Source organism: Pseudomonas sp. C8002 (assembly GCF_013385765.1).
Taxonomy (GTDB): domain Bacteria; phylum Pseudomonadota; class Gammaproteobacteria; order Pseudomonadales; family Pseudomonadaceae; genus Aquipseudomonas.
In genome coordinates this window covers 45,839-69,563 of the sequence record NZ_JACAPJ010000005.1, presented here as the reverse complement: position 1 = coordinate 69,563, position 23,725 = coordinate 45,839, and the positions used below count along the sequence as shown (strand labels likewise).

Below are 23,725 nucleotides of genomic sequence, written 5' to 3'. Positions count from 1 at the left end.
ATGAGGTGCCACCATGTCTGATCAAGATCAAGACAACCCCCGGCGTGAGTTTTTACGCAAATCCTTGACCTTGATCCCCGTGGTCACTGTCGCCAGCACGGGCCTGGGCGGTTCGATGCTGATGGCGGTTCCCGAACCGGCTCAAGCCAGCCCGGAGAAGGCGCCCGTCAGCAGCAAGGCCTATGAGCCGAGCTATTTCACTGCCGAGGAATGGGCCTTTATCAACGCGGCCGTTGCGCGCCTGATCCCGGCGGACGACCAGGGCCCAGGCGCCCTGGAAGCCGGCGCGCCGGAATACATCGACCGTCAGATGAACACGCCGTACGCGGCGGGTGCCCTGTGGTTCATGCAAGGCCCGTTCAATGCCGACGCGCCGCCTGAAATGGGCTGGCAGAGCAAATTGGTGCCCAAGGAGATCTATCGCCTGGGCATTGCTGCCACGGATGCCTGGTCGAAAGCGATGAACGGTAAGCTATTTGCCGAGCAAGACAGCGCTACCCAGGAAAAGTTGTTGCAGCTCCTGGAGGCCGGCGACGCGCAGTTCGACAGCGTCCCGCCGAAGATTTTCTTCAATCTGTTGCTGCAAAACACCAAGGAAGGGTTCTTTTGCGACCCGGTCCACGGTGGCAACAAAGGCATGGTCGGCTGGACCATGATCGGCTTCCCCGGCGCCCGCGCCGATTTCATGGATTGGGTTGAACGCAACGAGCAATACCCCTTCCCGGCTGTTTCGATCCGTGGCGAGAGGGCGTAAACGTGGCGACCATCATGAAGAAAGTGGATGCAGTGATTGTCGGCTTTGGCTGGACCGGCGCGATCATGGCCAAGGAGCTGACGGAAGCAGGCCTCAACGTGGTAGCGCTGGAGCGCGGCCCGATGCAGGACACCTACCCGGACGGCAACTATCCCCAGGTCATCGACGAACTGACCTACAGCGTGCGTAAAAAGCTCTTCCAGGACATCTCCAAGGAAACCGTGACCATTCGCCATAGCGTGAATGACGTGGCGATGCCCAACCGCCAACTGGGCGCTTTCCTGCCTGGCAACGGTGTCGGCGGTGCAGGCCTGCACTGGTCCGGCGTGCACTTTCGGGTGGACCCGATCGAGTTGCGCATGCGTAGCCATTACGAAGAGCGCTACGGGAAAAACTTCATTCCCAAGGACATGACCATCCAGGATTTCGGCGTCAGCTATGAAGAGCTGGAACCATTCTTCGACTATGCCGAGAAAGTCTTCGGCACCTCCGGGCAAGCCTGGACGGTGAAAGGCCAGTTGGTGGGCGAAGGCAAGGGCGGCAACCCTTACGCACCGGATCGCTCCAATCACTTCCCGCTGGAATCGCAGAAGAACACAGTCTCCGCACAGCTGTTCCAGAAGGCCGCCACGGCCGTGGGGTACAAGCCCTACAACCTGCCTTCCGCGAATACATCGGGGCCGTACACCAACCCTTACGGCGCCCAGATGGGCCCGTGCAACTTCTGCGGCTTCTGCAGCGGTTATGTCTGCTACATGTATTCCAAGGCTTCGCCGAACGTGAACATCCTGCCGGCCTTGCGCCAGGAACCCAAGTTCGAACTGCGGCCCAATTCCCACGTGCTGAAGGTCAATCTCGACAGCACCAGGAGCAAGGCGACCGGCGTGACGTATGTCGACGCCCAGGGGCGGGAATGCGAGCAGCCGGCGGACCTGGTGATCCTCGGTTCCTTCCAGTTCAACAACGTGCGCCTGATGCTGCTGTCGGGCATCGGCAAACCCTACGACCCGATCTCCGGTGAGGGCGTGGTGGGCCGCAACTTCGCCTACCAGAACATGGCCACCATCAAGGCGTTCTTCGACAAGGACGTGCACACCAACAACTTTATCGGTGCCGGCGGCAATGGCGTGGCGGTCGATGACTTCAACGCCGACAACTTCGACCATGGGCCTCACGGCTTTGTGGGCGGCTCGCCGATGTGGGTCAACCAGGCGGGCAGCCGGCCGATTGCGGGTACCTCCAACCCGCCGGGCACGCCGGCCTGGGGCAGCGCGTGGAAGCGCGCCACGGCTGATTACTATACCCACCAGGTGTCGATGGATGCCCATGGCGCCCACCAATCCTACCGTGGCAACTACCTCGACCTGGACCCGGTTTACCGCGATGCCTACGGCCTGCCGCTGCTGCGCATGACCTTCGACTGGCAGGAAAACGACATCAAGATGAACCGCTTCATGGTCGAAAAAATGAGCAAGATCGCCGAAGCGATGAACCCCAAGGCGATTGCCTTGCTGGGCAAAAAGGTGGGCGAGCACTTCAACACCGCGTCTTACCAGACCACCCACCTCAACGGTGGCGCGATCATGGGCACCGACCCGAAAACCAGTGCCTTGAACCGCTACCTGCAGTGCTGGGACGTACACAACGTGTTTGTCCCGGGCGCTTCCGCGTTCCCACAAGGCTTGGGCTACAACCCTACGGGCCTGGTGGCGGCGCTGACCTACTGGTCGGCGCGGGCAATTCGCGAGCAGTACCTGAAAAACCCCGGCCCACTGGTTCAGGCATAAGGAGCGATGACCATGAAAGCATTTGTTATCGCGTCCCTGGCTTTGTTCAGCAGCTGCTCGGTGAGTGCGGCTGAAACCGATCTGGTCAAACAGGGTGAATACCTGGCGCGCGCCGGTGACTGCGTGGCCTGCCACACCGCCAAGGGCGGCAAACCGTTCGCCGGTGGCCTGCCGATGGAAACCCCGATCGGCACCATCTACTCCACCAACATCACCCCGGATAAAACCGGCCTGGGCGACTACAGCTTCGAAGACTTCGACCAGGCCGTGCGCCATGGCGTCGCCAAGAACGGTAGTACGCTTTACCCGGCGATGCCCTACCCGTCTTACGCGCGGGTCAGCGAAAGCGACATGCAGGCGTTGTACGCGTACTTCATGAAGGGCGTGGAGCCGGTGGCGCAGGTGAACAAGGACAGCGACATTCCCTGGCCGTTGAGCATGCGCTGGCCGTTGGCCGGATGGCGCTGGATGTTTGCGCCCAAGGTCGAGGACTACCAGGCCCAGGCGGGCGCCGATCCGGTGATCAGCCGTGGCGCTTATCTGGTAGAGGGCCTTGGCCACTGCGGTGCCTGCCATACGCCACGGGCCCTGACTATGCAGGAAAAATCCCTGAGTGCGTCGGATGGCAGCGCTTTCCTGTCCGGCAGTGCGCCGCTGGAAGGCTGGATTGCCAAGAGCCTGCGGGGCGACCACAAGGACGGCCTGGGTAGCTGGAGCGAGGAGCAACTGGTGCAATTCCTCAAGACCGGGCGCAGTGATCGCAGTGCGGTGTTTGGCGGCATGAGCGACGTTGTGGTCCACAGCATGCAGTACATGTCGGAAGAGGACCTGACGGCTATCGCCCGTTACCTCAAGACCCTGCCGGCGGTGGATCCCAAGGATCAGCCGCATCAGTACGACAAGCAGGTCGCCGATGCGCTGTGGAAGGGTGATGACAGCAAGCCGGGTGCCTCGGTGTACATCGACAACTGCGCGGCGTGCCACCGTACCGACGGCCACGGCTACACCCGCGTGTTCCCGGCGCTGGCGGGCAACCCGGTATTGCAGACGGCGGATGCGACGTCGCTGATCAACATCGTGTTGAACGGCGGCACGTTGCCGGCGACGCATACGGCACCTTCGACCTTCACCATGCCGGCGTTTGCCTGGCGGCTGTCGGATCAGGAAGTGGCGGATGTCGTCAGTTTCGTTCGGGACAGTTGGGGTAATAAGGGAGAGCCTGTAAAGGCTTCGCAAGTGAAAGACTTGCGAAAAGATGCAGTAACTACCGAAGCTGATCAAACTTCAGAGAAGTAGTGTCAGTTGCCAGGTTTATAGTTTTATATATAAGCCTGGCAACTAGCCGATTAATTATCGAGGGGCGCAGGTTTTTACAAAGCTATTCGCCATGTTCAGGAAGATGGTCTTGTCCTGTTCATCGAAGTCGCCGTCGTTATCCAGGTCGGTGGTGGAGGAAGTGGTGTCGTAGTGCCCGTCCTTGTTGGAGGAAGAGGCATACATGGCGTAGGACAGTTTACCGTCGGTAAAGCGCTCCATTAATACTTCCGGGCTGTTATCTTTTTCAAAGTCTTCGCATGTAAAGCGTAGTTCATCCTGAGACATAAATATCCTGTAGGTGGTAATGAGTTAAGTTGTGATCATAGCGATGTGTTAATAACTTTATCCATGTCACATATGTCGCGATTTATTTCTTGTTTGGTTACATGTAGGAAGGTGTCATTCCGTTCGTGCGAAGGTCGATGCTAGACCGCGCCGCCCAGTGGTGCTGGTGAAAAGCGATCTTCTCGAATACTGTATATGGATACAGTTTATGAGGTCTGACTATGAATGTCCCTTTGCCGCCTCGCGGGCGCGGCACGGCCACCAACCTGCACAACCGTTTTGCGCCCACCGTCAGCGTGGCGGAAGACGACGGTTGGTATCAGGAAGTGCCACAGACCCAGGGCACCGAAGTCCGTATCGAAACCGCGAAAACCATCATTACCCGCAACAGCTCGCCGGATATCCCGTTTGACCGGGCGATCAACCCGTATCGCGGCTGCGAGCATGGTTGTATCTACTGCTATGCGCGGCCCAGCCACGCGTATTGGGACCTGTCGCCGGGGCTGGACTTCGAAACCAAGCTGATCGCCAAGACCAACGCCGCCGACGTGCTTGAGCAGCAACTGTCGAAACCGGGCTACACCTGCGCGCCGATCAACCTGGGCTCCAATACCGACCCGTACCAGCCCATCGAGCGCGAGTACAAGATCACCCGGCAAACCCTCGAAGTGCTGCTGCGCTACCGTCATCCGGTGACGATCATTACCAAGGGCTCGCTGATCCTGCGGGACCTGGACCTGCTGACCGAGTTGGCGCAGCAGCGGCTGGTCGCGGTGATGATCAGCCTCACCAGCCTGGACGATGAACTCAAGCGCATCCTCGAACCGCGCACGGCTGCACCCAAGGCCCGGCTGCGGGCGATCCGGGTGATGCGTGAGGCGGGGATCCCGGTGGGCGTGCTGTGTTCGCCGATGATCCCGATGATCAACGACAGCGAGCTGGAAAGCCTGCTGGCCGAAGCTCATGCCGCGGGGGCACAAAGCGCGGCGTACATGATGCTGCGTTTGCCTCTGGAGGTGGCGCCGCTGTTTGAGGAATGGCTGGCGGCCCATTACCCGCAGCGCGCGGCCCATGTGATGAGCCTGGTGCGGCAGGTGCGCGGCGGTGAGGTCTACGACAGCCGCTTCGGTGTACGCATGCGTGGCGAAGGGCCGTTTGCCGATTTGCTGGCGCAACGTTTCGCCAAGGCGATCAAACGATTGGGGCTCAACCGGAGGGAAGGGTTTAATCTGGATTGCACGGCGTTTTGTCCGCCGGGCAGACAGATGGCATTATTGTAAACTGCTGGAAAAGCGTACTTTTCTGTAGGAATAGTCGCGTTTTGATATCACTGAAAGCCCCGATCTAGAGCGGCTCATTCAGTTTGAGTTAAGTTTCGGCGGGTACCTTGTTCATCGAGTGACTAATGAGTCGGCGCTTCAGTTTGGGCGCCGGCCGCACTGGAAAACTCCCCTGCTCCAACCAAGAGGATGAATTATGAGTGACAAGGATAAACAGCCGTTGGCTGCGTCGGCTTCAGCCCCTCACGAGGCGGAATCCGCCGATGCAGCGCTGCAGCACATCGTTGAAGGCTTTTTGCATTTCCATAACGAGATCTTCCCCCAGCAGGAAGAGCTCTTCAAAAAACTCGCCACGGCCCAGAGCCCGCGGGCGATGTTCATTACCTGCGCCGACTCGCGCATCGTTCCCGAACTGATCACCCATAGCTCCCCTGGGGATTTGTTCGTGACCCGTAACGTCGGTAACGTCGTGCCGCCTTATGGGCAGATGAACGGCGGTGTTTCAACGGCTATCGAGTACGCGGTACTGGCCCTTGGTGTGCAGCACATCATCATTTGCGGCCACTCCGACTGCGGCGCCATGCGCGCGGTGCTCAACCCCCAAAGCCTGGAAAAAATGCCCACGGTAAAGGCCTGGCTGCGCCACGCCGAAGTCGCCAAGACCATGGTCCAGGACAACTGCGATTGCGCCAACGAACACGAAAGCATGCACGTGCTGACCGAAGAAAACGTGATCGCCCAACTGCAGCACCTGCGCACTCATCCCTCCGTGGCCTCGCGCATGGCCAACGGGCATTTGTTTATCCATGGCTGGGTCTACGACATCGAGACCAGCGAAATCAGGGCCTACGATGCGGATCAGGCAGCGTTCCTGCCCTTGAACGGTACCCAGCCGATTCCATCCGCGACGCCTAAAGCGCGCTTCTAAAACAATCCCCTGTCGGGTAACGCGATGGCTGCCATTCGAGCAGCCAGGCCTTGCCACGCCCGGCGAATGCCTCGGGAGAGTCATTATGCGTGCTGCTCAATTGAAAGCTGTGCTGCCACGGGAGCTGCTGGCTTCCGTGGTTGTGTTTCTGGTCGCCCTGCCGCTGTGCATGGGGATCGCCATCGCGTCCGGAATGCCTCCGGCCAAAGGCTTGATCACCGGGATCATCGGTGGCCTGGTGGTCGGTTGGCTGGCGGGGTCGCCGTTGCAAGTCAGCGGTCCGGCGGCAGGTTTGGCGGTGTTGGTGTTTGAACTGGTTCGCCAGCATGGCATGGCCATGCTCGGGCCGATCCTGTTGCTGGCGGGCTTCCTGCAATTGGTGGCCGGGCGTTTGCGCCTGGGCTGCTGGTTCCGCGTGACTGCGCCTGCAGTGGTGTACGGGATGCTGGCAGGGATCGGGGTGCTGATTGTCCTGTCGCAAGTACACGTGATGCTCGACGGTGTGCCAAAGCCCTCGGGGCTGGATAACCTCGCCGGCTTCCCTGCGGCACTGATCCAGGCGATCCCCACATTGGGCGGCGGGCTCGGCTGGCAGGCCGGTTTGCTCGGGCTGTCGACGATTATGGTGATGTGGCTGTGGGACAAGTTCCGCCCGCAAAAGCTGCGCTTCGTCCCCGGCGCCCTGCTCGGCGTGGGTTTGGCGACAGTCACCAGCCTGGTGCTGGCGTTGCAGGTCAAGCGGGTGGAGGTGCCGGAAAACCTCGCGGATGCCATCGATTGGCTGCGCCCCAGCGACCTGTTGAACCTGGCGGATCCCAATCTGTTGATCGCCGCCTTCGCCGTGGCATTTATCGCCAGCGCTGAAACGCTGCTTTCGGCGGCGGCAGTCGACCGTATGCACAGTGGCCAGCGTTCCGACTTCGACAAGGAATTGTCGGCACAAGGCGTGGGCAACATGCTGTGTGGCCTGGTCGGCGCCCTGCCGATGACCGGTGTGATCGTGCGCAGTTCGGCCAACGTCCAGGCCGGCGCTACCACGCGTTTGTCGGCGATGTTCCACGGCTTGTGGCTGCTGGCGTTCGTGCTGTTGCTGTCCAGTGTGCTGCAAAGCATTCCGGTGGCAAGCCTGGCGGGTGTGCTGGTGTACACCGGGATCAAGCTGGTGGACATGAAGGCGTTTCGTGGCCTGGCGCGCTACGGGCGAATGCCGATGTTTACCTACGCGGCGACGGCGCTGGCGATCATCTTTACCGACCTGCTGACGGGTGTGTTGGTGGGCTTCGGGTTGACGCTGGTGAAGCTGGCGTTCAAGGCCTCACGCTTGAAGATAAGCCTGATCGACCTGCCGCAGGAGGGCGAGATGGAGCTGCGATTGACGGGGGCCGGGACCTTTCTCAAGGTGCCTGCATTGACCCAGGTGCTGTCGACGGTACCCGCCGGGACCACCTTGCATGTGCCGCTCAGTAACCTGAGTTATATCGACCACTCCTGCCTTGAGCTATTGGAGGAATGGGGTCGGGCCAATGCGGCCAAGGGCTCGAAGCTGATGATCGAGGCGCGGGGGTTGAAGCGCAGGTTGGAAGGACGGGTAAGAACGACGACCGGAATAGGCTCGGCGCCGTCTGTTGGCTGACGAAACCGGATCAAAATGTGGGAGCGGGCTTGCTCGCGAAGGCGCAGTGTCAGTCACTGAATGTGTTTCTGATACACCGCTTTCGCGAGCAAGCCCGCTCCCACATTGGATCTTTGCAAGCCGGCAAATCTAAGCTGGCTGGTCCAGCTCAAGACCCACGCCCAACTGCCGCGACAGGCACGGCCAGCGCTTCCACGCCGCTTCCGTGTCCGGGCTCTTGAGCTTGTCGCGGTAGGCTTCGACCGACTCCAGGGCAAAACTCTCTTCGTTAAGCATCTCATCCACCGCGTGGTGCACCGCCTCATCCAGCTGATTGGCAAACGCCTCGCCGATCAATTGGTGGGCAATCACGTTCGCCACAGTGGTATCCAGCGGAATCAACGGCTGGCCGAAGTGCTTGATATACAGATCGTTGACCTCTTCCACCAGGCGATGCGCCAGGTAAGCCTCATCCAGCAAACCGTCCAGGCCTTCATGCCCGGCCAGGATCGCCGGCGGCTGCAGGAAGAAATGCTCGGCGATTTTCAGCACCGGTTTGATCTGGCTTTCAATACCGGCTTCGCGGGCGACATCGTTGGCCGCGTCCAGCAGATCGGGGACCTGGTCGATGTAGGCGCTTACAAAACGCGTCATCACGCCCTTGGCGTCGACGTCAGGCACGGAAATCGCCGGGTGCAGGTGCGGTAACTGGACTTCCAGCTGCTGAGCAAGCTGGCCAGTGCTGGATTCGTGTTGATGGGCACGGGAAATCTGCTCGCGCAATGCGGCGGTGTTCATGAAAGCTCCAGTGATGCAGGCGTAGGAAATAGGGAGAGCATAAGGTAGCTCGTTTATACGAGAGCCTAAGACGCATTTGTCATAATTATTTCATGGTTATGCGCTGGCGTTATATCAAATTGCCATCGTTCGTCGGATAACGCGCGCCACCGGTCCTGTTGTGTGGTCCGTTTCCTCATTTTCGTTCATTTGCCCGATCACATTGCGGGGTGGCGGTCGCTGTCTATACTCGATTTTGTACGCAATTAGCTGATGACGCCCGACTGCATGAGCAGGCAAGGCCTGGCGGTTGTAAGCAGTATGGAAGCCGCTCCCTTGGCCGCAGGTGCAAACCGGCGGGATAACAAGAATGATAAGGGGAACCCGCAATGACGCGACATCCACATGTTTGGATGGGCCTCCTGTTGTGGTCAGTATTCGGCCAGGCGCAAGCCGCCTGGACAACGAATATGGCGCCAGGGGCCACTGAAGTCAGTCACGCCGTGTTTGACCTGCACATGACCATTTTCTGGATTTGTGTGGCGATTGGCATCGTCGTGTTTGGCGCGATGTTCTGGTCGATGATCGTTCACCGGCGCTCCACGGGACAGGTGGCAGCCAAGTTCCACGAGAGTACGACGGTGGAGATTCTCTGGACCGTGGTGCCCTTGCTGATCCTGGTGGCGATGGCCATTCCGGCCACCAAGACGCTGATCAACATCTACGACAGCACTGAGTCGGATATCGATATCCAGGTCACCGGCTACCAGTGGAAGTGGCATTACAAATACCTGGGCCAGGATGTCGAGTTCTTCAGCAACCTGGCCACGCCCGCCGAGCAGATCCATAACCAGGCCGTCAAAGGCGAGCATTACCTGTTGGAAGTCGACCAGCCGCTGGTGCTGCCGGTGGGTGCCAAGGTGCGTTTCCTGGTGACCGCTGCAGACGTGATTCACTCCTGGTGGGTGCCGGCGTTTGCGGTGAAGCGTGATGCGATTCCCGGCTTCGTCAACGAGGCCTGGACCCGCATCGAAAAGCCCGGCATCTATCGCGGCCAGTGCGCCGAACTGTGCGGCAAGGACCACGGCTTCATGCCCATCGTGGTGGAGGTCAAATCCAAGGCCGACTACGACACCTGGCTCGGCGAGCGTAAGGAAGAGGCGGCCAAGCTCAAGGAGCTGACCTCCAAGGAATGGACCCTGGATGAGCTGGTGGCCCGTGGCGACAAGATCTACCACACCACCTGCGTCGCCTGTCACCAGGCCGAAGGCCAGGGCCTGCCGCCGATGTTCCCGGCGCTCAAGGGCTCGCCGATTGCCACCGGGCCCAAGGAAGACCACCTGCACCGCGTGTATTTCGGCAAGCCCGGCACCGCCATGGCGGCGTTCGGCAAGCAACTGTCGGAAGTCGATATCGCGGCGGTCGTGACCTATGAACGTAACGCCTGGGGCAACAACAAAGGCGACATGGTCACGCCTAAAGACGTGCTGGCTCTGAAACAGGCGGAAAGCAAATGACTTCCTTCATTGCATATTCCCTGAACCGTCCCGCCCACTCGTTCGCAGGAGAAAGGCCATGAGCGCTGTGATCGATGACCACGGTCATGCCGGTGACCACGCTCACGGCCCCGCCAAGGGCCTGATGCGTTGGGTACTGACCACCAACCACAAAGACATCGGCACGATGTACCTGTGGTTCAGCTTCTGCATGTTCCTGCTTGGTGGCTCGTTTGCCATGGTGATCCGTGCCGAGCTGTTCCAGCCGGGTTTGCAGATCGTCGAGCCGGCGTTCTTCAATCAGATGACCACCATGCACGGCCTGGTGATGGTGTTCGGTGCGGTGATGCCAGCGTTTGTCGGCCTGGCCAACTGGATGATCCCGTTGATGATCGGCGCGCCCGACATGGCCCTGCCGCGCATGAACAACTTCAGTTTCTGGCTGTTGCCGGCGGCGTTCCTGATGCTGGTTTCCACCCTGTTCATGCCCGGCGGCGGGCCGAACTTCGGCTGGACCTTCTACGCCCCGCTCTCCACCACTTACGCGCCGGAAAGCGTGACGTTCTTCATCTTCGCCATCCACTTGATGGGCATCAGTTCGATCATGGGCGCGATCAACGTCATCGCCACCATCCTCAACCTGCGCGCCCCCGGCATGACGTTGATGAAAATGCCGCTGTTCGTCTGGACCTGGCTGATCACCGCGTTCCTGCTGATCGCGGTGATGCCGGTGCTGGCGGGCTGCGTGACCATGATGCTGATGGACATCCACTTCGGCACCAGCTTCTTCAGTGCCGCCGGTGGTGGTGACCCCGTGCTGTTCCAGCATGTGTTCTGGTTCTTCGGCCACCCCGAGGTGTACATCATGATCCTGCCGGCGTTCGGTGCCGTCAGCTCGATCATCCCGACCTTCTCGCGCAAGCCGCTGTTCGGCTACACCTCGATGGTGTACGCCACGGCGAGCATCGCGTTCCTGTCGTTCATCGTGTGGGCGCACCACATGTTCGTGGTGGGCATCCCGCTGGTGGGCGAGCTGTTCTTCATGTACGCCACGCTGCTGATCGCGGTGCCCACGGGCGTGAAAGTGTTCAACTGGGTCAGCACCATGTGGCAAGGCTCGCTGACCTTCGAGACGCCGATGCTGTTCGCGGTGGCCTTCGTGATTCTGTTCACCATCGGTGGTTTCTCCGGGCTGATGCTGGCCATCGCCCCGGCGGACTTCCAGTACCACGACACCTACTTCGTGGTGGCGCACTTCCATTACGTACTGGTGCCTGGGGCGATCTTCGGGATCTTCGCCTCGGCCTACTACTGGCTGCCGAAATGGACCGGCCACATGTACGACGAAACCCTGGGCAAGCTGCACTTCTGGCTGTCGTTCGTGGGGATGAACATGGCGTTCTTCCCGATGCACTTCGTAGGGCTTGCCGGCATGCCGCGTCGGGTGCCGGACTACAACCTGCAGTTCGCCGACTTCAACATGGTCTCCTCCATCGGTGCCTTCACCTTTGGCGCGACGCAGATCTTCTTCCTGTTCATCGTCATCAAGTGCATCCGTGGCGGCCCGCCTGCGCCGGCCAAGCCGTGGGATGGCGCCGAAGGGCTGGAGTGGAGCATTCCTTCGCCCGCGCCGTACCACACCTTCACCACGCCACCGGAGGTCAAATGAGCACCTCCCTATCCTGTGGGAGCTGGCTTGGCTGCGATGGCATCACTTCGGTGTACCTGAAAGACCGAGTTGCCAGCATCGCAGGCAACCCAGCTCCCACAGAAAGGCCATTCGCAGAACATTCATTCGCAGGTGGCCGCCATGCTTGAGTCCGTGCCTATCAAGCGCCTGGTCACGCGCCTGCTGATCCTGGTGGTGGCGATGTTCGCCTTCGGGTTTGCCCTGGTGCCGATCTACGACGTGATGTGCAAGGCGTTCGGCATCAATGGCAAGACCGCCGGGCAGTATGAAGGCGAGCAGGTGGTGGACCCGACGCGGCAGGTGCGGGTGCAGTTCCTGTCCACCAATGCCATCGATATGGTCTGGGAATTCCACTCCAAGGCCGACGAGGTGGTGGTCAATCCCGGCGCAGTCACCGAGATGCTGTTCGTGGCCTACAACCCCACCGACAAGCCGATGACCGCCCAGGCGGTGCCGAGCATTTCGCCGGCCGAGGCGGCGATGTACTTCCACAAGACCGAGTGTTTTTGCTTCACCCAGCAAGTGCTACAGCCAGGTCAGCGCATAGAGATGCCGGTGCGCTTCATTGTCGACCGCGACATGCCGAAGGATGTGAAGCATTTGACCCTGGCGTACACGCTGTTCGATATCACCGCGCGCCAACCGCCCGTGGCTGTCCATACCGGCGGCTAGGCGTTGCTTGCGGGCTCGATTAGGAGAACGAATACATGTCGACTCATGATACGTACTACGTACCAGCACAGAGCAAATGGCCAATAATTGCCACGCTGGGCATGCTGATTACGGTGGTCGGGCTGGCTACCTGGTTTAACGATTTGAAGGCCGCGCGCCCGGAATCCCACGGCCCGCTGATCTTTTTCGTCGGGGGCCTGCTGCTGGCCTACATGATGTTTGGCTGGTTCGGCGCGGTGATCAAGGAAAGCCGCGCCGGTTTGTACAGTTCACAGATGGACCGCTCCTTTCGCTGGGGCATGACCTGGTTCATCTTTTCCGAAGTGATGTTCTTCATCGCTTTTTTCGGTGCGCTGTTTTATGTGCGGCACATGTCGGCGCCGTGGTTGGCGGGCGAAGGCCACAAGGGCATCGCGCACATGCTGTGGCCGAACTTCGAATTTGCCTGGCCGCTGCTGAACAATCCCGACCCGAAAATGTTTCCGGCGCCCAAGGGCACCATCAGCCCGTGGGGCTTGCCGCTGATCAACACGATCTTGCTGGTCAGCTCCAGCGTGACCATCACTATCGCCCACCATGCCTTGCGCAAAGGCCATCGCGGCGCACTGAAGATCTGGCTGGCGATCACCGTGTTGCTGGGTTGGGCGTTTCTCGGGTTCCAGGCCGAGGAATACATCCATGCCTATAAGGAGTTGGGCCTGACCCTGGGTTCCGGCGTGTACGGCGCGACCTTCTTCATGCTCACCGGCTTCCACGGTGCCCACGTGACCATCGGCACGATCATTTTGTTTGTGATGCTGATGCGCATCCTGAAGGGGCATTTCAACAACGAACACCAGTTCGGGTTCGAGGCGGCCAGTTGGTATTGGCACTTTGTGGACGTGGTGTGGATCGGGCTGTTTTTCTTCGTTTACGTGCTTTGAGGTGTTTCACCAGGGCGCATGAGATACCAGTTGGCCGCTGAAGAAACCCCAGGTGATCAACCCCAGGGTGATCACGGCCAGCACCACACGCACGGTCAAGGCAGTGACGAGGCGGTTGGAGTTGCCCTCGTCCTTGACCAGGAAGAACAAGCCACTGAACAGGCTCACGACGGTAGCAATCAGCATCAGGGCAATGGCTGCTTTGAGCATGGTGGGCTCCGGGGCTCTTTTTTGGAGGGGGCGAGCAATGAGATTCAGTATAGCCAGCGCAGCACCGACCTCTGCGGCAATGCCATGAAACCCTTTCGCCCCGGTATTGCGCCGACGCTGGTGGTGCTTGTGCTGCTGCCGTTGCTGGTGTTTCTCGGCTTCTGGCAGCTTTCCCGCGGCCAGGAAAAACAGGCGCTGCTGGAAACCTACGCCGAGCGCCGCGCTGCCGAGCCCATGAGCGGTGCGCAGTTACAGGCCACCGAAGATCCGGCCTTCCGCCGCGTGCATTTGCGCGGGCAATTCGATGCCGAGCACAGCGTGCTACTGGATAACCGCTTTCGTGACGGCAAGGTCGGTGTGGAAGTGCTGCAACCCTTCCACGATCAGGCCAGCGGTCAGTGGCTGCTGCTCAATCGCGGCTGGCTGCCTTGGCCGGACCGGCGCACGCCACCGGTTTTCACCACCCCCGAACAACTGCTGAATCTCGACGCCTGGGTCTATGTGGCTCCCGGCGAAACCTTCCAGTTGCACGCCGATCCGGCGGGCGCACAGTGGCCACGATTGTTGACCGCGCTGCATCCCGAAGCGCTGTGGACCGAGTTGGGCCGCAGCGGATTCGCCTATGAAGTGCGGGCTGAAGCGGGCCCTGGCACTTTCGAAACCAACTGGCCCGTGGTCGCCATGGGCCCGGAAAAACACTTGGGCTACGCCGTGCAATGGTTCGCCATGGCGCTGGCGCTGTTCGGTCTTTACCTCTACCTCGGATGGCATAACACAAAGGAGAAGCGCCATGGGAGCGGCCATGAATCCACTCAACATGTCTGACACGCCGGCAGCGCCCAATCGGCGCAAGGGCCGCTGGCAACTGATCCTGATCCTGCTGATGGTGGTCGGCCCGATGGTGCTCGCCACCTTTATGTACAAATTGCAGTTCTGGGTGCCGGACAGCCGCAGTTACCACGGCGAGATGATCGGCAATGGCCAGACCCGTGCCGACATTGGCGTGCAGGCTGACGAAGACCGCTGGCAACTGCTGGTCACCGCGCCCACCGCCTGCGCCGCCGACTGCCAGCAACTGGTGTACCTCGCACGCCAACTCCAGATCGGCCTGGGCCGTGATGCCTCCCGCGCCAGCCACGCCCTGGCCAGTGCGCAGCCGGTCAGCACCGCGTATGACGCCAAACTCAAGGCCGAATACCCGCAACTGCAACGCTATTCCCTGGACCTGTCGACCTTCAACAAAGACGCCGCCGCCCAAGGCAGCGGCGATGCCCAGCTGTGGATCGTCGACCCCCACGGCAACCTGGTGCTGCGCTACGACGCCCGGGTCAAGGGCAAGGACCTGCTCAACGACCTGCGCCTGCTGCTGAAACTGTCGAACATCGGATAAGGACACCGTCATGGCCAAACCTGGATTTCGCCTCGCGCTGTTTGCCACCCTGCTGGCCCTGGTCGTGGTGCTGCTGGGCGCCTATACCCGCCTCACCCACGCGGGTCTCGGTTGCCCGGACTGGCCGGGTTGCTATGGCTTTATCAGCGTGCCGAAAAGCGAAGCCCAGCTGGCCCATGCCGAACTGCATTACCCGGACACGCCGGTCGAGGCGGACAAGGGCTGGAACGAGATGACCCACCGTTACTTCGCCGGCACCCTCGGGCTGTTGATCGTGCTGCTGGCGGCGCGCGCCTGGACCCATCGGCATCATCCGGGCCAGCCGTTGAAGCTGCCGTTGTTCCTGTTGGCGGTGGTGTTCGCCCAGGCGGCGTTTGGCATGTGGACGGTGACGCTGAAGCTCTGGCCGCAAGTGGTCACCGGGCATTTATTGGGCGGGTTTGCGACGTTGAGCCTGCTGTTCTTGCTGACGCTGCGATTGTCCGGCGTATTGCCGGCGCTGATTGTGCCCAGGCGTTTGCAGTATTGGGCCACGGCCGGGCTGGTGCTGGTGATCGGCCAGATCGCGCTGGGTGGATGGGTCAGCTCCAACTACGCAGCCGTGGCGTGTATCGACCTGCCGACCTGTCACGGGCAATGGTGGCCGGCGGCGGATTTCGCCAATGGCTTTCACCTGACCCAGCATATCGGCCCCAATTACCTCGGCGGGCAACTGGACAGTGATGCGCGCACGGCGATTCACCTCACCCACCGGATTGGCGCGCTGCTGGTCACTGTCGTGTTGCTGGGCCTGGCCTGGCAGCTCAAGGTGGTCGGCATGACCCGCCTGGCGGGCCTGTTGCTGATCGCCCTGGCGGCGCAACTCTGCCTGGGCCTGAGTAACGTGTACTTCCACCTGCCGCTGCCGGTTGCGGTCGCGCATAACGCCGGCGGCGCGGCGTTGCTGCTGACGCTGGTGCTGGTCAATTACCACGCCCGCACCAGCCTGGTTCGGGTGCGACATCAGTTGCCGTTCGGCTGGCGCTTCAGCCCGCGTAAACACGTGTCGGGCCTCATAACCATTAAAGGAGAGATGCCATGGCGACCTTGATCAGCGAGCGTCACAGCCAGGCGATCTGGCGTGACTATCTGGAGCTGACCAAGCCAAAAGTGGTGGTGCTGATGCTCATCACCTCGCTGGTGGGCATGTTCCTCGCCACCCGCGCCGGGGTACCGTGGCCGGTGCTGATTTTCGGCAACCTGGGGATCGCGCTGTGTGCCGGCGGCGCGGCGGCGGTCAACCATGTGGTGGACCGGCGCATCGATGCGCTGATGGCGCGTACCCATAAGCGCCCGCTGGCGGAAGGGCGCGTATCGCCTGTGGCGGCGCTTGTTTTTGCGATGGTGCTGGCGGTGGCCGGGCTGGCGCTGTTGCTGGCGTTCACCAATCCGCTGGCCGCCTGGCTGACGCTGGCTTCACTGTTGGGCTACGCCGTGATCTACACCGGTTTTCTCAAGCGTGCGACGCCGCAGAACATCGTCATCGGTGGGCTGGCTGGCGCCGCGCCGCCGTTGCTGGGTTGGGTTGCCGTCACTGGCCACGTCAGCGCCGAGCCGTTGCTGCTGGTGCTGATCATCTTCGCCTGGACCCCGCCGCACTTCTGGGCCCTGGCGATTCACCGCAAGGAGGAATACGCCAAGGCCGACATCCCGATGCTGCCCGTGACCCACGGCGAGCACTACACCAAGGTGCATATCCTGCTCTACACCTTCGCCTTGCTGGCGGTCAGCCTGATGCCCTATGTCATCCACATGAGCGGCATGCTGTACCTGGTGTGCGCACTGGTTCTGGGCGGGCGCTTTCTGCAATGGGCCTGGGTGCTGTACCGTGGCAGTCGGCCGCACGCGGCGATCAACACCTTCAAGTACTCTATCTGGTACTTGTTCGCGCTGTTTATCGCCCTGCTCGTAGACCATTACCTATTGTTGAACCTATGACTCGAACTCAAAAAACTGTCTTCATTCTGGTGGCCATTGTCGCGTTGATCATGGGCCTGACCGTCAACAAAGTCCTGAGTGGCAAAGGCCAGGGCGACCCGACGGCCTTGATCGATGCCGGCATCATCCTGCTGCCGCAAAGCCGCCAGTTGCCACCGGTGACCATGACCAACCAGGACGGCCAGCCGGTGGTGGTCAACGAGCTGAAAGGCAAGTGGAGCGTGCTGTTCTTCGGCTACACCTTCTGCCCGGACATCTGTCCGACCACTCTCGCCCAACTGCGGCAGATCAAGAGCGAGCTGCCCAAAGACGTTGTGGATAAGTTGCAGGTGATTTTGGTCAGCGTTGACCCGAACCGCGATACACCGGCGCAGCTCAAGCAGTACCTGGGCTACTTCGATCCACAGTTCGAGGGCCTGACCGGTGCGAATGTGGACGATGTGCAGAAGGTTTCGAATGCGGTGAGCATTCCGTTTATTCCGGCAGACACCAGCAAGCCCAACTACACCGTCGACCACAGCGGCAACCTTGCGCTGATCGGGCCGGATGGAACGCAACGCGGGTTTATCCGGGCGCCGTTGAACAACCAGAAGCTGGTAGCGCAGTTCCCGGGGTTGTTGCAGCGTAAATAAGCCTGCCGACCATTTTCTGAGCGACACAAATCAAATGTGGGAGCGGGCTTGCTCGCGAAGGCGGTGTGTCAGTCAACAGATGTATCGACTGAACCACCGCCTTCGCGAGCAAGCCCGCTCCCACATTGGTTTGGATCGTTCCCACGCTCTGCGTGGGAATGCCGCACTGGACGCTCTGCGTCCGCTTTTTCGATCGGGGTTTCGGCCTTGGATCAGAACGCCGGCAGGATCGCGCCTTTGTACTTCTCAAGAATGAACGCTTTCACTTCCGGGGTGTGCAGGGCTGCTACCAGCTTCTTCACCGCGTCCGAATCCTTGTTGTCTTCGCGGGTCACCAGGATGTTCACGTAAGGCGAGTCGTTGCCTTCAATCACCAGTGCGTCCTTGGACGGGTCCAGCTTGGCTTCCAGGGCGTAGTTGGTGTTGATCAGCGCCAGGTCGACTTGGGTCAGCACGCGCGGCAGGGTGGCGGCTTCCAGTTCGCGGAATTTCAGACCTTTCGGGTTTTCAGTGATGTCCTTGATGGTCGACAGGATGTTGGTCGGGTCCTTCAGGGTGATCAGGTTGTGCTTGGCCAGCAGCAACAGCGCACGGCCGCCGTTGGTGGCGTCGTTCGGGATCACGACGTTGGCGCCGCTTGGCAGGTCTTCCAGCTTCTTGTACTTGCTGGAGTAGGCGCCCAGAGGCTCCAGGTGCACAGCGCCAACGCTCACCAGATGAGTGCCCTTGGCTTTGTTGAACTCATCCAGGTACGGCTGGTGCTGGAAGAAGTTGGCGTCCAGGCGCTTTTCGGCTACCTGTACGTTTGGCTGAACGTAGTCGGTGAAGACTTTGACCTGCAGGTCCACGCCTTCCTTGGCCAGAGCCGGCTTCACGAATTCGAGGATTTCAGCGTGCGGCACCGGGGACGCGGCCACGGTGAGGGTTTCGGCGGCGTGGGCGGAGAACGCGGCAACGGCGGCGAAAGCAACCAGTAGTTTTTTCATTCAACAAGCTCCTTGTTCGGGAATTGGCCGGCTTAACGCCGGCAATAGCCGTTATTTTCGAGAAAAGTGCACCACCAGCTTGTCGCCGACGGTTTGCAGAATTTGTACCAGGATCAGCAGCAGCACCACGGTGACCACCATCACGTCGGTCTGGAAGCGCTGATAACCGAAGCGGATCGCCAAGTCACCCAGGCCACCGGCACCCACTACACCGGCCATGGCCGTGTAGGAAACCAGTGTAATCGCCGTCACCGTAATCGCCGCGAAGATGCCGGGGCGGGCTTCGGGCAGCAACGCGTTGGTAATGATCTGGCGAGTGGTCGCGCCCATGGCCTGGGTCGCTTCGATAATCCCGCGGTCCACTTCACGCAGCGCGGTTTCCACCAGGCGCGCAAAGAACGGCGTGGCACCCACCACCAGTGGCGGAATTGCACCGGCAACACCCAGCGAGGTGCCGGTGATCAGCACCGTGAACGGGATCATTACGATCAACAGGATAATGAACGGCAGCGAACGCAGGATGTTCACCACCAGCGACAACAGCGCATAAACATTCTTTTGTTCGAACAGCTGACGCGGGCTGCACAGGAACAGCAGCACGCCCAACGGCAAGCCCAGCAATACGGTGAACAGCAGGGAGCCGAACAGCATGGTCATGGTGTCGCCGGTGGCGAGCAGGATTTCCGACCAGTCGATGTTCGAGAAAAAGCTCAAGAGGATTTCCATTAGCGCAGCACCTCCATATGGACGTCTGCCGCGGTGAAGGCGGCGAAGGCGGCCTCCATGTCACCGCCGGTGACGGCGAGGGTCAGTTGCCCGTAGGGAATGTCTTTGATGCGGTCGATACGACCGGCGAGGATGCTGTAGTCCACACCCGTGTCGCGGGCGACGGTACCCAGCAGCGGCGCGTAGGTCGCTTCGCCCTGGAACGTCAGGCGCACGATGCGCCCCGGTACATGGGCGAAGTCATCGCGTTGTTCGCCTTCGTCGACTTGCTCGGATTCCTGCACGAAGCGCTTGGTGGTCGGGTGCTTGGGGTGCAGGAATACGTCGGCGACGGTGCCTTGCTCGACGATCACGCCGGCATCCATCACGGCCACGTGGTCGCACACGCGGCGGATCACGTCCATTTCATGGGTGATCAGCACGATGGTCAGCTTCAGCTCGCGGTTGATCTCGGCCAGCAGTTGCAGGACCGAGGCCGTGGTCTGCGGGTCGAGGGCGCTGGTGGCTTCGTCGCACAGCAGGATTTTCGGCTTGGTGGCCAGGGCGCGGGCGATGCCGACGCGCTGCTTCTGGCCGCCCGACAACTGCGCCGGGTACTTCTTGGCATGGTCGGACAGGCCGACCCGGGCCAGCAATTCGGCCACGCGCAGGTCGATTTCCTTGCGGGAAAGTTCGCCCGCGAGGGTCAGCGGCAGCGCCACGTTGTCGGCAACGGTCTTGGATGCCAGCAGGTTGAAGTGCTGGAAGATCATCCCGACCTGTTGCCGGAAACGGCGCAGGCCGTTGGCGTCGAGGGCGGTGACTTCTTCGTCATCGACCTTGATCTGGCCGCCGCTGGGTTGCTCCAGGCGGTTGATCAGACGCAGCAAAGTACTTTTTCCCGCACCGGAATGGCCGATCAGACCAAACACCTGGCCATTTTCGACGCGCAGGTTGGTGGGATGCAGTGCGGGGATATCCTTACCGGCGACCCGGTAGGTTTTATGGACGTTATGAAACTCGATCACGTAGCGAACCTTGTGGGGCGCATTAAAAAGGGATCAGCGGTTAGCCGGGCGCGCATTTTAGCCTGTCCGTATAGCGTTTCTTAGCATTTATTTCTCATCCGACCAGCGATTTGGCAATAACGCGATCAAAGGTCATAAAAAAGGAACGGTACAAAACCGTGTCAGTCACTACATAAGCAACTCGAAACTCCCAGGTGCCGTGCCTGGGGTTTTGCTCAAGAAGAGCCGGGGATCGCTCTGGCCTACGCAAACGAGGAGTTTTTGTCTGATGAGTACTAAAAAGCCAGTTACCCCGCCCAAGAGCGAACTTGCGGGCACCGACACTCTGGACCGTGGCAACACCAACGCCAAGCTGCAAAGCCTGGAAACATTCCGCTCCGACGCGACGGGCCAGGCGCTGCGCACCAACCAGGGCGTGAAGGTTTCCGATAACCAGAACAGCTTGAAGGTCGGCTCCCGTGGCCCATCGCTGCTGGAAGACTTCATCATGCGTGAAAAAATCACGCACTTTGACCATGAGCGCATCCCGGAACGCATCGTCCATGCCCGGGGCACCGGTGCCCACGGCTATTTCCAGACCTATGAAAATCATTCGGCGCTGACCAAGGCCGGGTTCCTGCGTAACCCGGAACATAAAACCCCGGTATTTGCGCGCTTTTCCACGGTTCAGGGCCCACGCGGCTCCGGCGATACCGTGCGTGACGTGCGTGGGTTTGCCGTAAAGTTCTTCACCGACGAAGGCAACTTCGACCTGGTGGGCAACAACATGCCGGTGTTTTTCATTCAGGATGCGATCAAGTTTCCTGACTTCGTGCATGCGGTAAAACCTGAGCCCCACAACGAGATTCCTACCGGCGGCTCGGCCCACGATACGTTCTGGGATTTTGTCTCGCTGCAGCCGGAGTCGGCGCACATGGTGATCTGGGCCATGTCTGACCGGGCCATTCCGAAAAGCCTGCGAACCATGCAGGGGTTTGGCGTGCACACCTTCCGCCTGGTGAATGCCGAGGGCAAATCCAACTTCGTCAAATTCCACTGGCGGCCTACCGTCGGCACCTGCTCCCTGGTGTGGGACGAGGCGCAGAAGCTGGCGGGCAAAGACACGGACTTCCACCGTCGTGACCTGTGGGAATCCATTGAAACTGGCGATTACCCGGAATGGGAATTGGGCGTGCAGATCATCGCCGAAGAAGACGAGCATAAGTTCGACTTCGATATTCTCGACCCGACCAAGTTGATCCCCGAAGAGCTGGTGCCCATCACGCCGCTGGGCAAGATGGTGCTCAACCGCAACCCGGACAACTACTTCGCCGAGACCGAGCAAGTGGCGTTCTGCCCGGGGCATATCGTGCCGGGTATCGACTTCTCCAATGACCCGCTGCTGCAAGGCCGTCTGTTTTCCTACACCGATACGCAGATCAGCCGACTCGGCGGGCCGAACTTTCACGAGTTGCCGATCAACCGTCCGGTAGCGCCGTTCCATAACGGCCAGCGCGATGCCATGCACCGCACCACCATCGACAAGGGCCGCGCGTCCTACGAGCCGAACTCGATTGATGGCGGCTGGCCGAAAGAAACTCCGCCTGCGGCGCAGGACGGTGGTTTTGAGACGTATCCGGAGCGCATTGATGCCCACAAGATCCGTGAGCGCAGCGAGTCGTTCGGTGATCACTTCTCCCAGGCGCGCCTGTTTTTCCGCAGCATGAGCAAGCACGAGCAGGAGCACATCATCGCCGCCTACAGCTTTGAACTGGGCAAGGTGGAGCGTGAGTTTATTCGCGCTCGCCAGGTGAATGAGATCCTCGCCAACATCGACTTGGAACTGGCCAAGCGTGTGGCGCAGAACCTGGGCTTGCCAGCACCGACTAAAGGTACGGTGCCAGAGCGCAAGACGTCTCCGGAACGCTCGCCAGCGTTGAGCCAGGCCAATTTGCTGTCGGGTGATATCAAGACCCGCAAGGTGGCGATTCTGGCGGCGAACGGTGTTGATGGCGCGGCGATTGATGCCTTGAAGAAGGCGCTTGAGGCCGCAGGTGCGCATGCGAAGTTGCTGGGGCCTACCTCGGCGCCGGTAACGACGGCGGATGGCAAGAGCCTACCGGTGGATGCTTCCATGGAAGGCTTGCCTTCGGTGGCGTTCGATGCGGTGTTTGTGCCGGGTGGCGCCAAGTCGGTTCAGGCGTTGAGCGCTGATGGTGTGGCGTTGCATTACCTGCTGGAGGCGTACAAGCACCTCAAGGCAATTGCCCTGGCCGGTGAGGCGAAGCAGTTGCTGGATGTGCTGAAGCTTGAGGCGGATGCGGGCTTGATTGTGGGCGGCGACGCGAAGGCGTTTAAGGCGTTCTTTGCGGCGATTGCCCAGCATCGGGTCTGGGATCGGGAGCCGAAGGCTAAAGCTGTTCCGGCTTAAGGTATCGGTCGTTTGTTAGATCGCCTTCGCGAGCAAGCCCGCTCCCACATTTGACCGCATTCCAAAGTTGGAACTCGGTTAAATGTGGGAGCGGGCTTGCTCGCGAATGGCGTTATTCAGTCTTACGCGGAATCAGCACGACCTGCGCCGGAACCTTCTTCAGGATCTGCCGGTGAATCTTCAGGTCATACCCCGAATCGATGCGCTTCACCCGTTTGGTCAGCAACGTGGCCAGCCATGGGTAATCTTCGGTGCGTGGTGCCTGGATGCTGACATCGCACTGGTAATTCACCACATCGGTGGCGATCTCATCCAGTTGATGGCGCAGTGCCTCGATATCGGTGAGGTTCAGCGCAACCGTAGTGCTTGGCGCTGCCGGGTCGATGACCTTGGCCGGCGGCTTGGCTTCGGCGGCTTTCAGGGCGGCCTCGGCTTTGTCCAGCTCGACTTTACGGGCATGGGCGATCGCACTGTTGACGCCACCGGTCAGCGCCGGAGCCTTGGGCATCAATGCCCGTGCGCGGCTCAGGGCCGTCGCGGCAGCGTTGACATCACCCTTTTGCAGGACGATCTGGCTGCGCTGCAAGTAGGCTTCGGCCAGTTGGCGCTGATAAGGCTCCAGCGCCGGGTCGTTGGGCGATTGGGCCTGCAAAGCGGCCAGCTCGTCTTCGGCGGTGGCCAGTTCACTGCTGGCGAGGTTTTGCTCCAGCTGTGCGATGGCCGCAGCACGTGCGTCCGGCGCCTGGGGGGCGGCGGGCGGGGTGCTTTGGCAGGCGCCCAGCAGCAAGGAAAATGCGGCAAGGAGCAGATAACGGGCGTTGAACAGCTTCATTCCTGCGACTCTCTAATTGCGCAAAAAGCGAGCA

The 23,725-nt window shown here is 60.6% G+C and carries 23 protein-coding genes; 16 read left to right on the top strand and 7 right to left on the bottom strand.

Annotated elements, in window-relative coordinates; all coding sequences use genetic code 11:
• Window positions 1-13: 13 nt before the first annotated feature.
• From HX814_RS06920 to HX814_RS06910, 3 genes are read left to right on the top strand one after another with little or no spacing between them, the layout of a single operon-like run.
• On the top strand, window positions 14-754 hold the full coding sequence (locus tag HX814_RS06920; protein WP_177015385.1) for a gluconate 2-dehydrogenase subunit 3 family protein: 741 nt from the start codon (window positions 14-16) through the stop codon (window positions 752-754).
• Window positions 755-756: 2 nt separating this feature from the next.
• Window positions 757-2,541, top strand: coding sequence for a GMC family oxidoreductase (locus HX814_RS06915; protein ID WP_003214867.1), 1,785 nt, complete (start codon window positions 757-759; stop codon window positions 2,539-2,541).
• 12 nt (window positions 2,542-2,553) lie between these two features.
• Window positions 2,554-3,837, top strand: a complete 1,284-nt coding sequence (locus HX814_RS06910; protein ID WP_087694557.1) for a cytochrome c — start codon at window positions 2,554-2,556, stop codon at window positions 3,835-3,837.
• Between the two features lie 54 nt (window positions 3,838-3,891).
• Here the strand turns inward: HX814_RS06910 and HX814_RS06905 are convergent, their stop codons facing one another.
• Window positions 3,892-4,077, bottom strand: a complete 186-nt coding sequence (locus HX814_RS06905) for a hypothetical protein (protein WP_177009006.1) — start codon at window positions 4,075-4,077, stop codon at window positions 3,892-3,894.
• Between the two features lie 287 nt (window positions 4,078-4,364).
• Between HX814_RS06905 and HX814_RS06900 the strand changes: the two genes are divergently transcribed.
• The 3 genes from HX814_RS06900 to HX814_RS06890 all read left to right on the top strand — a co-directional run bounded on the left by HX814_RS06900 (window position 4,365) and on the right by HX814_RS06890 (window position 7,984).
• On the top strand, window positions 4,365-5,423 hold the full coding sequence (locus tag HX814_RS06900) for a PA0069 family radical SAM protein (RefSeq protein WP_003214861.1): 1,059 nt from the start codon (window positions 4,365-4,367) through the stop codon (window positions 5,421-5,423).
• Between the two features lie 196 nt (window positions 5,424-5,619).
• Window positions 5,620-6,351, top strand: a complete 732-nt coding sequence (locus tag HX814_RS06895; RefSeq protein WP_003214859.1) for a carbonic anhydrase — start codon at window positions 5,620-5,622, stop codon at window positions 6,349-6,351.
• Window positions 6,352-6,436: 85 nt separating this feature from the next.
• Window positions 6,437-7,984, top strand: coding sequence for a SulP family inorganic anion transporter (locus tag HX814_RS06890; protein WP_008439613.1), 1,548 nt, complete (start codon window positions 6,437-6,439; stop codon window positions 7,982-7,984).
• A gap of 129 nt (window positions 7,985-8,113) precedes the next feature.
• Here HX814_RS06890 and HX814_RS06885 read toward each other — a convergent pair whose 3' ends face one another.
• Window positions 8,114-8,761: a hypothetical protein gene (locus HX814_RS06885; RefSeq protein WP_003214855.1), complete on the bottom strand. Its 648-nt coding sequence runs from the start codon at window positions 8,759-8,761 to the stop codon at window positions 8,114-8,116.
• Window positions 8,762-9,129: 368 nt separating this feature from the next.
• Here HX814_RS06885 and coxB point away from each other — a divergent pair, with 368 nt between their 5' ends.
• The 4 genes from coxB (at window position 9,130) to HX814_RS06865 (ending at window position 13,521) form a co-directional block, all read left to right on the top strand.
• The gene (coxB, locus tag HX814_RS06880) at window positions 9,130-10,257 is read left to right on the top strand and encodes a cytochrome c oxidase subunit II (RefSeq protein WP_003214854.1); all 1,128 of its coding nucleotides are present in this window, start codon (window positions 9,130-9,132) and stop codon (window positions 10,255-10,257) included.
• A gap of 58 nt (window positions 10,258-10,315) precedes the next feature.
• A complete protein-coding gene (gene ctaD, locus HX814_RS06875) occupies window positions 10,316-11,905 on the top strand; it encodes a cytochrome c oxidase subunit I (protein WP_003214853.1) in 1,590 nt (529 codons plus the stop codon).
• A 141-nt stretch (window positions 11,906-12,046) separates the two neighbouring features.
• Window positions 12,047-12,598: a cytochrome c oxidase assembly protein gene (locus HX814_RS06870; RefSeq protein WP_008439615.1), complete on the top strand. Its 552-nt coding sequence runs from the start codon at window positions 12,047-12,049 to the stop codon at window positions 12,596-12,598.
• Between the two features lie 35 nt (window positions 12,599-12,633).
• Entirely contained in the window at window positions 12,634-13,521 is an 888-nt protein-coding gene (locus tag HX814_RS06865) for a cytochrome c oxidase subunit 3 (RefSeq protein WP_102367830.1), read from the top strand.
• A gap of 6 nt (window positions 13,522-13,527) precedes the next feature.
• Here the strand turns inward: HX814_RS06865 and HX814_RS06860 are convergent, their stop codons facing one another.
• A complete protein-coding gene (locus tag HX814_RS06860; RefSeq protein ID WP_010168612.1) occupies window positions 13,528-13,731 on the bottom strand; it encodes a twin transmembrane helix small protein in 204 nt (67 codons plus the stop codon).
• Between the two features lie 84 nt (window positions 13,732-13,815).
• On the opposite strand from HX814_RS06860, the gene HX814_RS06855 reads away from it, so the two are divergent.
• From HX814_RS06855 to HX814_RS06835, 5 genes are read left to right on the top strand one after another with little or no spacing between them, the layout of a single operon-like run.
• Complete coding sequence (locus HX814_RS06855) at window positions 13,816-14,556, top strand: SURF1 family protein (RefSeq protein ID WP_177009005.1); 741 nt, start codon at window positions 13,816-13,818, stop codon at window positions 14,554-14,556.
• Window positions 14,522-15,121 (top strand): hypothetical protein, encoded by a 600-nt coding sequence (locus tag HX814_RS06850; RefSeq protein ID WP_023659276.1) that lies wholly within the window; start codon window positions 14,522-14,524, stop codon window positions 15,119-15,121. Before HX814_RS06855 ends, HX814_RS06850 begins: the two co-directional genes overlap by 35 nt.
• A 10-nt stretch (window positions 15,122-15,131) precedes the next feature.
• Window positions 15,132-16,211: a heme A synthase gene (locus HX814_RS06845; protein ID WP_003214841.1), complete on the top strand. Its 1,080-nt coding sequence runs from the start codon at window positions 15,132-15,134 to the stop codon at window positions 16,209-16,211.
• Complete coding sequence (gene cyoE / locus HX814_RS06840; RefSeq protein ID WP_008439626.1) at window positions 16,199-17,098, top strand: heme o synthase; 900 nt, start codon at window positions 16,199-16,201, stop codon at window positions 17,096-17,098. Before HX814_RS06845 ends, cyoE begins: the two co-directional genes overlap by 13 nt.
• Window positions 17,095-17,730, top strand: coding sequence for an SCO family protein (locus HX814_RS06835; protein ID WP_003214837.1), 636 nt, complete (start codon window positions 17,095-17,097; stop codon window positions 17,728-17,730). Before cyoE ends, HX814_RS06835 begins: the two co-directional genes overlap by 4 nt.
• A 212-nt stretch (window positions 17,731-17,942) precedes the next feature.
• On the opposite strand, the gene HX814_RS06830 is transcribed toward HX814_RS06835, so the two are convergent.
• The 3 genes from HX814_RS06830 to HX814_RS06820 are packed head-to-tail and all read right to left on the bottom strand — an operon-like array spanning window position 17,943 to window position 20,449.
• Window positions 17,943-18,716: a MetQ/NlpA family ABC transporter substrate-binding protein gene (locus HX814_RS06830; protein ID WP_003214835.1), complete on the bottom strand. Its 774-nt coding sequence runs from the start codon at window positions 18,714-18,716 to the stop codon at window positions 17,943-17,945.
• A gap of 51 nt (window positions 18,717-18,767) precedes the next feature.
• Window positions 18,768-19,442: a methionine ABC transporter permease gene (locus HX814_RS06825; protein ID WP_003214831.1), complete on the bottom strand. Its 675-nt coding sequence runs from the start codon at window positions 19,440-19,442 to the stop codon at window positions 18,768-18,770.
• Window positions 19,442-20,449 carry a methionine ABC transporter ATP-binding protein gene (locus tag HX814_RS06820; protein WP_003214829.1) on the bottom strand — a complete coding sequence of 336 codons (1,008 nt, stop codon included), beginning with the start codon at window positions 20,447-20,449 and terminating at the stop codon, window positions 19,442-19,444. The genes HX814_RS06825 and HX814_RS06820 overlap by 1 nt, the downstream gene beginning before the upstream one ends.
• 268 nt (window positions 20,450-20,717) lie before the next feature.
• Between HX814_RS06820 and katE the strand changes: the two genes are divergently transcribed.
• On the top strand, window positions 20,718-22,859 hold the full coding sequence (katE, locus tag HX814_RS06815) for a catalase HPII (RefSeq protein WP_177009004.1): 2,142 nt from the start codon (window positions 20,718-20,720) through the stop codon (window positions 22,857-22,859).
• A 112-nt stretch (window positions 22,860-22,971) separates the two neighbouring features.
• Here the strand turns inward: katE and HX814_RS06810 are convergent, their stop codons facing one another.
• A complete protein-coding gene (locus HX814_RS06810) occupies window positions 22,972-23,691 on the bottom strand; it encodes a PA5502 family lipoprotein (protein ID WP_003214825.1) in 720 nt (239 codons plus the stop codon).
• Window positions 23,692-23,725 lie beyond the last annotated feature (34 nt).

Excerpts from the sequence above, each read along its gene's own strand:
- HX814_RS06920 (WP_177015385.1), top strand. The coding sequence starts at position 14 with ATGTCTGATCAAGATCAAGACAACCCCCGGCGTGAGTTTTTACGCAAA.
- HX814_RS06910 (WP_087694557.1), top strand. The coding sequence starts at position 2,554 with ATGAAAGCATTTGTTATCGCGTCCCTGGCTTTGTTCAGCAGCTGCTCG.
- HX814_RS06905 (WP_177009006.1), bottom strand. The coding sequence starts at position 4,077 with ATGGAGCGCTTTACCGACGGTAAACTGTCCTACGCCATGTATGCCTCT.
- HX814_RS06900 (WP_003214861.1), top strand. The coding sequence starts at position 4,365 with ATGAATGTCCCTTTGCCGCCTCGCGGGCGCGGCACGGCCACCAACCTG.
- HX814_RS06895 (WP_003214859.1), top strand. The coding sequence starts at position 5,620 with ATGAGTGACAAGGATAAACAGCCGTTGGCTGCGTCGGCTTCAGCCCCT.
- HX814_RS06890 (WP_008439613.1), top strand. The coding sequence starts at position 6,437 with ATGCGTGCTGCTCAATTGAAAGCTGTGCTGCCACGGGAGCTGCTGGCT.
- HX814_RS06885 (WP_003214855.1), bottom strand. The coding sequence starts at position 8,761 with ATGAACACCGCCGCATTGCGCGAGCAGATTTCCCGTGCCCATCAACAC.
- coxB (WP_003214854.1), top strand. The coding sequence starts at position 9,130 with ATGACGCGACATCCACATGTTTGGATGGGCCTCCTGTTGTGGTCAGTA.
- ctaD (WP_003214853.1), top strand. The coding sequence starts at position 10,316 with ATGAGCGCTGTGATCGATGACCACGGTCATGCCGGTGACCACGCTCAC.
- HX814_RS06870 (WP_008439615.1), top strand. The coding sequence starts at position 12,047 with ATGCTTGAGTCCGTGCCTATCAAGCGCCTGGTCACGCGCCTGCTGATC.
- HX814_RS06865 (WP_102367830.1), top strand. The coding sequence starts at position 12,634 with ATGTCGACTCATGATACGTACTACGTACCAGCACAGAGCAAATGGCCA.
- HX814_RS06860 (WP_010168612.1), bottom strand. The coding sequence starts at position 13,731 with ATGCTCAAAGCAGCCATTGCCCTGATGCTGATTGCTACCGTCGTGAGC.
- HX814_RS06855 (WP_177009005.1), top strand. The coding sequence starts at position 13,816 with ATGAAACCCTTTCGCCCCGGTATTGCGCCGACGCTGGTGGTGCTTGTG.
- HX814_RS06850 (WP_023659276.1), top strand. The coding sequence starts at position 14,522 with ATGGGAGCGGCCATGAATCCACTCAACATGTCTGACACGCCGGCAGCG.
- HX814_RS06845 (WP_003214841.1), top strand. The coding sequence starts at position 15,132 with ATGGCCAAACCTGGATTTCGCCTCGCGCTGTTTGCCACCCTGCTGGCC.
- cyoE (WP_008439626.1), top strand. The coding sequence starts at position 16,199 with ATGGCGACCTTGATCAGCGAGCGTCACAGCCAGGCGATCTGGCGTGAC.
- HX814_RS06835 (WP_003214837.1), top strand. The coding sequence starts at position 17,095 with ATGACTCGAACTCAAAAAACTGTCTTCATTCTGGTGGCCATTGTCGCG.
- HX814_RS06830 (WP_003214835.1), bottom strand. The coding sequence starts at position 18,716 with ATGAAAAAACTACTGGTTGCTTTCGCCGCCGTTGCCGCGTTCTCCGCC.
- HX814_RS06825 (WP_003214831.1), bottom strand. The coding sequence starts at position 19,442 with ATGGAAATCCTCTTGAGCTTTTTCTCGAACATCGACTGGTCGGAAATC.
- katE (WP_177009004.1), top strand. The coding sequence starts at position 20,718 with ATGAGTACTAAAAAGCCAGTTACCCCGCCCAAGAGCGAACTTGCGGGC.
- HX814_RS06810 (WP_003214825.1), bottom strand. The coding sequence starts at position 23,691 with ATGAAGCTGTTCAACGCCCGTTATCTGCTCCTTGCCGCATTTTCCTTG.